6 protein-coding genes are annotated in these 5,080 nt (G+C 36.7%); 5 read left to right on the top strand and 1 reads right to left on the bottom strand.

All coding sequences use genetic code 11. The features are described from left to right. The first annotated feature begins 375 nt into the window (after window positions 1-375). A complete protein-coding gene (gene tnpA, locus PG840_RS16330) occupies window positions 376-789 on the top strand; it encodes an IS66 family insertion sequence element accessory protein TnpA (protein WP_173867549.1) in 414 nt (137 codons plus the stop codon). Between the two features lie 126 nt (window positions 790-915). Here the strand turns inward: tnpA and PG840_RS16325 are convergent, their stop codons facing one another. Further along, window positions 916-1,404, bottom strand: coding sequence for a tyrosine-type recombinase/integrase (locus PG840_RS16325; RefSeq protein ID WP_226972159.1), 489 nt, complete (start codon window positions 1,402-1,404; stop codon window positions 916-918). Here PG840_RS16325 and PG840_RS16320 point away from each other — a divergent pair. The 4 genes from PG840_RS16320 to PG840_RS16305 all read left to right on the top strand — a co-directional run bounded on the left by PG840_RS16320 (window position 1,395) and on the right by PG840_RS16305 (window position 4,796). Next, window positions 1,395-2,240 (top strand): tyrosine-type recombinase/integrase, encoded by an 846-nt coding sequence (locus PG840_RS16320; RefSeq protein WP_049946824.1) that lies wholly within the window; start codon window positions 1,395-1,397, stop codon window positions 2,238-2,240. The genes PG840_RS16325 and PG840_RS16320 overlap by 10 nt on opposite strands. Further along, complete coding sequence (locus PG840_RS16995; protein WP_226972153.1) at window positions 2,173-2,334, top strand: transposase domain-containing protein; 162 nt, start codon at window positions 2,173-2,175, stop codon at window positions 2,332-2,334. The genes PG840_RS16320 and PG840_RS16995 overlap by 68 nt, the downstream gene beginning before the upstream one ends. Window positions 2,335-2,731: 397 nt before the next feature. Next, window positions 2,732-3,409 (top strand): response regulator transcription factor, encoded by a 678-nt coding sequence (locus PG840_RS16310; RefSeq protein ID WP_021739122.1) that lies wholly within the window; start codon window positions 2,732-2,734, stop codon window positions 3,407-3,409. Then, window positions 3,393-4,796: a sensor histidine kinase gene (locus PG840_RS16305; RefSeq protein ID WP_021739123.1), complete on the top strand. Its 1,404-nt coding sequence runs from the start codon at window positions 3,393-3,395 to the stop codon at window positions 4,794-4,796. The genes PG840_RS16310 and PG840_RS16305 overlap by 17 nt, the downstream gene beginning before the upstream one ends. The last annotated feature ends 284 nt before the right edge of the window (window positions 4,797-5,080 follow it).

Below are 5,080 nucleotides of genomic sequence, written 5' to 3'. Positions count from 1 at the left end.
GTACTCGCTATTTTGCGTTTACGAAAATACAACAAAAAGTAGTAAATAAATAGTAGGCGCCTAATTGGTTCTTTACATGTTTAGGTAAATTTAACGTGAAAGAGTTCTCTAAATAATACTTATTGGAAGAACAACAGCAAGTATTGAAGAATGGAAGGGAGGACTTTGAGAACTTATGGGAAGAAATCAACAATGTCATTTTCAGCGTTAGTGGCATTGGTTCAGTTGTAAGCGCAAAATAATTCGACGGATTGTGTTGCCCTAAAAATGAATCCATAATAATCATTAGAAAATGCAAGCATTTCACTTCATCTTCTCTTGCTAGAAATGATAGATGCGAGCATTTTACTCTATCCGATTTATGGAGGTGTGCTTATGAGAAGCAAAAGAATACCTGCCGAAGAACAATACCGTCTCATCATGGAATGCCGTCAAAGTGGATTGACAGATCATCAATGGTGTGTGGAACACGACATTAAACCGGGAACTTTTTACAACTGGGTAAAAAGGCTGCGTCAGAAAGGTTGTGTGGATTTGCCAGCGTCAACCGCACGCAGCTATCGTGCACCGGAAAGCCAGGAAGTTGTCAGAGTGGATTTTCATGATACTGACCCGCTCCCATATGAACAGCCATTAAATGTGATTCCGGTAGCTACGGAAAGAAATAACCTTTCCGTAGCAGAGCCAATGAAGCTGTCTGTAGGAAGTTTTCATCTAACAATACCAAATGGAACAGATCCTCAGCTTCTGGCTCAAACGCTTCGCATTGTGAAGGAGTTGGAATGTTAGGGGATATCACAGCCGCCGATGAAATCTATATCGTAACAGGCTTATAAACATGAAATTTTTATCCTCATCTTTTTACCAAAAGCTTTATTTTAGGCATTCTTATAACAAAAGATGAGGATAAAAAAGTTATCTCAGCCCACAGATGCGAGCAAGTTCATCCTCATTTTCTTCCCATTCCGGAGTCTCGTCTGGAATTGTAGAATTAGCAGTATTCATTGCTTCTCCAAGCATTTCAATGGATGGAGTCGCATAAATCCTGGTTGTTTCAGTAGATGAATGTCCAAGAATTACAGATATCATCTCCAGTTCAACCCCGTTTCGGTATAAACCAGTTGCCCTGGTACGCCGGAACATATGGCAATGCAGATGTTTCGGGAGATTTGGGTGTTCTGGTCTGATCGCATCCGCATACTTATTGATGATTCTTGAGACATTTCCAGGGGACATCGGAGCAATACTTCCTTTGATTTTCGTATAGAATAAGGGCTGATCAGGAAGCATTTCCGGATGAAACTGTCTTAAATACTTTTTTAAATGAGATACTGTTGCATCTGTAATGGATACGGAACGTTCCTTATCGCCTTTCTTCTGGAAGGAGGGGCTGTATGATGTCAGGACACTATAGTTTCACCAGCTGTTTTGCACCATTTATCGAAAGCATGATCACAGAAAAAAGAAACGCAGGCTTCCAGTATGAGCATGCAGAATGGATTCTTCACAAATTTGATGAATTCTGTAATCAGGAACAGGTTGAAACTCCTGTGATAACTCAGGAACTGGCGGGAAAATGGGGGACTCTGCGTAAAACAGAAACAAAAGTTACTCTTGCAGGAAGGATCTCCGTTCTCCGACAGTTAAGTCTGTACATGCAGGCATATGGAATTAAGTGCTATGTCCCGAGAAACTTCACCCGTAAAAGCAACCGTAGCGCATATGTTTTAAGCATTGAAGAAATACAGTCCTTGTTTCTGGAGATTGACAGTTACCAGCCAACCATAAATGCCGAGGTCTTTCATAGGCTGGCTCTGGAATACAGGATCCTGTTTCGCATGCTTTTCTGCTGTGGACTCAGGGTATCAGAAGCCAGAAAACTGCGACTGGACACGGTCGACCTGGAAAATGGTGTACTAAAAATCTATCAGTCAAAAGGCAGCAATGACCGTCTTGTCTATCTGCCGGACGATCTGCGACAGTTATGCTGTGAGTATCTAAAGATCATGACAGTTAAATATAAAATAAAATCGGAATGGTTCTTTCCTGCATCCGATCCAGCAAAAGTACTGCAGGTTGCTTCCGTCGGGAAACGTTTCCACCGGGCATGGGAGCAAACACCTTATGCCAGAGAAGGGGCTCTCCAGCCAACAGTGCAATACGACGGTAGAGATGGCCACGGCAAATGGAGTAAATGTCTATCACTATTTAACCTATCTTCTGGAAAAGCTGCCAGATGATAGTATGAGTGACAATGAATTAGATCAACTTGCTCCATGGAATGAAAAGGTAAAAGCTGAGATAGAGCGTCGAGCAGAAAACTCAAATCAATAATAAATCATATGTGAATTGTCAAGGTATTCCGTTTACTGAAAAGTAGCCGGATATTTTTCTATCAACGGCTGAAATTTAAGCGCTTACAGATTTTAAGTAAGAGTAATGTACTGTACAAGAAAGCCGGTGAAACGCCTTGAATTGATATTGAGAATATTACGGGGTGGCGGAATAATCAGATATTGGATCCATAGGCTTTGTAAATGCTATAATAAAAGATTCTATTCTATGTATTTAATATGTTCTATATAGAATGGAAAAAATGAAAAGGATGTACAGATGAAATATAATAGTGTATTGACAGAAAAAATAAGTTCTTGTTATTCTAAATATTATTGAAACTACACACAAATTACAAAATAAGATGATAAAATGAAATTATTTAGGAGATGACAGTATGCAGAAAATTTTGATTGTGGAAGATGATTTAGATATACAAGAAATGATACAATTTTTTTTGGAAGACCAAAACTATCAAGTATGTGTTGCTGATGATGGTGTAGAGGGGGTGGCGATTTTCAATAAAGAACATCCGGATATGGTACTTTTGGATATTATGTTGCCTAAGATGGACGGATATGCCGTTTGTGAAATCATCAGGCAAAGTTCAAATGTGCCAATTATTATGATTAGTGCATTAAGCAGTGAAACAGATCAGATTAAAGGATTTGAATTACAAATAGATGATTATATTCCAAAGCCAATTTCGTTACCGCTGATGATTAAAAAAATAGAAGCTGTATTTAGAAGATATAATAAAAAAGAGGAAACAGAAAATAATCAGATGTGGTATCGTGAAATCTGTCTTATTATTGGTAATTATCGGGTAATTATAAATGGAGAAAGTATTGATCTGACACAAAAGGAGTATGAAATATTAAAGGAGCTAATGGAGCATCCTGGAGCTGTGATCTCAAGAGAGAGCTTCCTGAATCGATTGTGGAAATATGAATTTTATGGTGATGAACGTGCTGTAGATAATCATATTAAAAATTTAAGAAAGAAATTAGGCAGTCTGGGAAATTATATTGAAACAGTAAGAGGAGTGGGATATCGCCTTGAGAAAGTACATTAAAGAACACTTAACTGTCAAGGTATTTTTAGTAACTATAATGCTATTATTGACATTGAGTGCGGCAATCTACGGAATGGTCACATTTGGCATGTCGAACTTTTATTTAACAGAATTAAATAAAAGTCTTGAGAAAGAATTAGACACTACGATTTCACAAATAAAGGATATGACTAATGATGAAACTCAGAAGATATTGGAACGGTTTGCGATAGAGTATGGAGTCTCTATCATTGTGAAAAATCAAGAAGGAGAGGAGATAGGAAATTATGGAGAGATATCTTATTTTTTAGCTCCAGATGCAGATAGTTCAAAAGCACAAAATAGCAAGGGCATTACAAAAAATTATATCGTGAAATCTAATGAAGGCACGATTTATAAACTTCAGATATTTGGAACGAAAGAGTCTGTAAATATAGGGTTAAAAGTGTTAAACCGAATTTTGCCAGTTCTCGGAGTAATTACTTTTGCTGTATCTATTTTAATTGCTATTTTTTTCGCTCAATATATCACTCGACCAATTTTAAAGGTGAATGAAGCATCTAAAAGAATGGTGAAATTAGATTTTCGTAGACCGTATCCCGAAACACGAAGCGATGAGATTGGTATTTTGGGAGAAAATTTGAATCGATTGGCGGAACATTTGGAAGAGACATTACAAGAGTTAAAAGAAAAAAATAAAATATTGCAAGATGAAATCCAAAGAGAGCAGGAAATGGAACAGAAGCAATTGTCATTTTTTGCAGCAGTTTCGCATGAATTGAAAACCCCAGTTACTATATTAAAAGGGCAAATTCAAGGGATGATTTCAGGAATTGGTGGATATAAAGATAGGGATAAATATCTGAAAAGATCATACGAAGTAGTCTTTGCAATGGAAGGACTGATTCAGGAGATACTTGATGTTTCGCGTATAAAGTCAGCTGGATTCTTAGTCAATTTTTCTAATGTATCCTTGGATAACATTGTAAGAAATTGTATACAAGAATGGGAAGATGTTGCGACAGATAGAGGGGTGACTTTCCACATAGAAATAGAAGAGCACACAGATATTCATGCGGACAGAGTTCTTTTTCAGAAAGTAATTGGCAATTTAATTAGCAATGCGGTAAAGTATACGCCGGATAATGGAAATATTTGGTGTAAGGTGTATAAAAAAGGAGGAGATGTAATATTTTCCGTTGAGAATAATGCTGAGCATATTTCGGAACAGGAAATTCCAAAATTATTTGATGCATTTTATAGACGAGAAAAATCTAGAAATAGAAAGGCTGGAGGAAGTGGTTTAGGTCTCTATATTGTAAAAATGATTGTAGAGTTACATCACTATGAGTGTGAATTAAAAAATACTGATCAAGGTATAGAAGTGAAAATAATATGTAAAGACTAGAAAAACATCCGTTTGTTGTGATTACAGGCGGATGTTCTTTTTTTGAATAAATGTAGGAGATGCTATCTACACAAAAAACATACAATAAAAACAAAGAAATCATAAAAAAACAATTTAAACTATGTATTACAAAGAACAACAGAAAAAGGTATGAAGTGGATAGACATATGATAGAAAATGTTTTTGAAAGGAGAAGAAAAATGAACGAACACCTGAAAAAGATCAAAGGGACCATTGATGTAGAGAGAGGATACAGTCTGGGGACTGTTTTCACTACCAGAAAC

It is taken from the genome of Coprococcus sp. AM97-35, from assembly GCF_027697525.1.
Classification (GTDB): domain Bacteria; phylum Bacillota; class Clostridia; order Lachnospirales; family Lachnospiraceae; genus Allocoprococcus; species Allocoprococcus comes.
The sequence above is the reverse complement of the archived record's forward strand: the minus strand, read 5'-3'. Positions and strand labels throughout refer to the sequence as shown.